Origin of the sequence: Pyrobaculum sp. (genome assembly GCF_049971835.1) — an archaeon.
In the GTDB taxonomy this organism is placed as follows: domain Archaea; phylum Thermoproteota; class Thermoprotei; order Thermoproteales; family Thermoproteaceae; genus Pyrobaculum.
The window spans coordinates 1-1,858 of record NZ_JBMFKV010000308.1; the positions used below are offsets into that span (position 1 = coordinate 1).

At 54.3% G+C, this 1,858-nt stretch carries 3 protein-coding genes; all 3 read right to left on the minus strand.

Translation table 11 applies throughout. From position 1 onward, the window contains the following. Positions 1 to 385 (minus strand): hypothetical protein (locus ACP5J3_RS14025; protein WP_428496247.1); only part of this gene is annotated, 385 nt, incomplete at its 3' end. After that, positions 378 to 1,304 carry a hypothetical protein gene (locus ACP5J3_RS14030; protein WP_428496248.1) on the minus strand — a complete coding sequence of 309 codons (927 nt, stop codon included), beginning with the start codon at positions 1,302 to 1,304 and terminating at the stop codon, positions 378 to 380. The genes ACP5J3_RS14025 and ACP5J3_RS14030, both read right to left, overlap by 8 nt. 8 nt (positions 1,305 to 1,312) lie before the next feature. Then, a complete protein-coding gene (locus ACP5J3_RS14035) occupies positions 1,313 to 1,834 on the minus strand; it encodes a hypothetical protein (protein ID WP_428496249.1) in 522 nt (173 codons plus the stop codon). Positions 1,835 to 1,858: the final 24 nt, after the last annotated feature.

Genomic DNA, 1,858 nt, shown 5'->3' on the forward strand with positions numbered 1-1,858 from the left:
CAATAGCCTTAGCGATTACCTCAGTCCGTTTTTCTAAATCCTCCGCCCTCTCCCGCACGAGCTCTACATACTGCGCCAAGTTCTCTCTCAAAGCCTCTAGGCCGCTGGCCAGCTCTTCAAAGTTTTTAACCGCCAGAGCCTCCAACCTCCTCACCTCCCCCTCCCTTGCCTCTGCCAGCGCCGCCGCTTCCTGAAATCTCTGAAACAGCGCCTGGACCTGCTGGCTAAACTTATTGAGCTCCTCCCGCGCCGTGGCTAAATTGCGGTTTAGGACGCCTACGCTTTGTCTGAGATCCTCCACTTGGCTCCGCAGGCTCCGCACCCATTCCAGCCTTTCCAGTATTGTATCTGCCTTGTATAAAAGCGCCTCCCAGCGGTCACTCATACCTCCCCTCCCTTTCCAACATCCACAACTCCCCCGCCGCCTCTACCAACTGCCTCGCCTTTTCAGAATCCACGGCTTTGTAGTATTCTATAAGTTCTTCATACCGCAACTTTATTAAATCGATGTAGTCGTAAAGTTTTTTACGAATCTGCTCCAGCTCAGTCATGTAGCGCACCGTCTCCCCCTTTAAATACTCCTCAAGCGACCTCCTCTGCGACTCCAGCCTCTTAATTTCCTGCTCTACTCCCTCCCTCTGCCTCGCCAGCTCCCTCAGCCCCGCCTCTGCCTCCTGCCGCTTCTCTGCCAGCCTCCTTAACTCTTCTCTAAGCGCGGAGATCCTCTGCTCCAGCCCCCTCAACTGCTCCACAAGCGAGGCGGCTTGTTGCTGGCTCCGCTCAACATCCTTCACCACCTGGCTTATTTTCTCCGCGTAGAACCGCGTCCTCTCCTCAAGCCTAACCCCCTCGACGGTTTTTAAAATCTCCTCACTCTGCTTCAGGAGATCTTTCACAAGACCTAGATCCACCACCGAGGCCAAGCTCTCCCCACCAGCCGCCAGCCGCTCAGCCGCCGCGGCTAGCCTCTCCGCAAGCTCTGCCGCCTTCTGAAGAGATCCCTGTACTGAATTTAGAAGACTCCTTAGGCGGCCGAGCTCCCCAGAGAGATCCCTCTCCACCTTCATAACGCCCGCATACCGGTTCGCAAGCACAGACAGCTCTCCCTCCCACCTCCTCATCACATCGCCAGCCTCTCTCATATATGAAACCAGCTGATCCCCGAGCTTGGCGGCCTCGATCTTCACCCCCTTCAAGGCGTCAATGTCACGGGCCACCTGGCCTTGTATACTGCCTAGAATTGCGAGGATTTGGTCGAGGGCTTGCTCAAACTCTTTCTGCTTCCCCCCTCCAAATATCGGCATATATACTACTACTGCGGAGAGTATAAAACCTTTCCAACCTCCAGCGCCTTGCAGAGCTCCAGCTCGTAAAGCAAAGCGCCGGCCCTTTTCACGGCTTTCTCCACCTCCTCTAAAGCCAGCGAAACCTCCTCTACCCTCTGCCTCAACCCGGCCGCAACCATGTCGAGATGCGTCAAGAAGTCCTGCTGGTGTACAGAGAGAGCCACAGCCTCCCGGTGCCTCTTCCTGTGCTCTTCCAAAAACTCCTCCCTATACCGCTCCGCAAGCTCTCTAAGCTCTCCAAACTGATCCTCCACATACCTCCTCAACTCAGCCACAGCCCCAGACAGAGCAGATAAAGCAGACATGACGGCGTTAAAATGCGCATCTATCCTAGCGCCGAGACGCGAAACGTTGGCATTTACAGTCTCCACCTCTGCAACTATCCGCTCCACAGCAGAATCTATAGCGTTGCGCAACTCACTAAGCCTCCTGTTTATATTAGCGAGCTCCCTCTTTACATCTTCAAGCTGTCCATAGTCATACGACACAATACTCTATATTATTAAAATAAT

What these genes read in the sequence shown, in the direction of transcription:
- ACP5J3_RS14030 (WP_428496248.1), bottom strand. Translation starts at nt 1,304, where the DNA reads ATGCCGATATTTGGAGGGGGGAAGCAGAAAGAGTTTGAGCAAGCCCTC.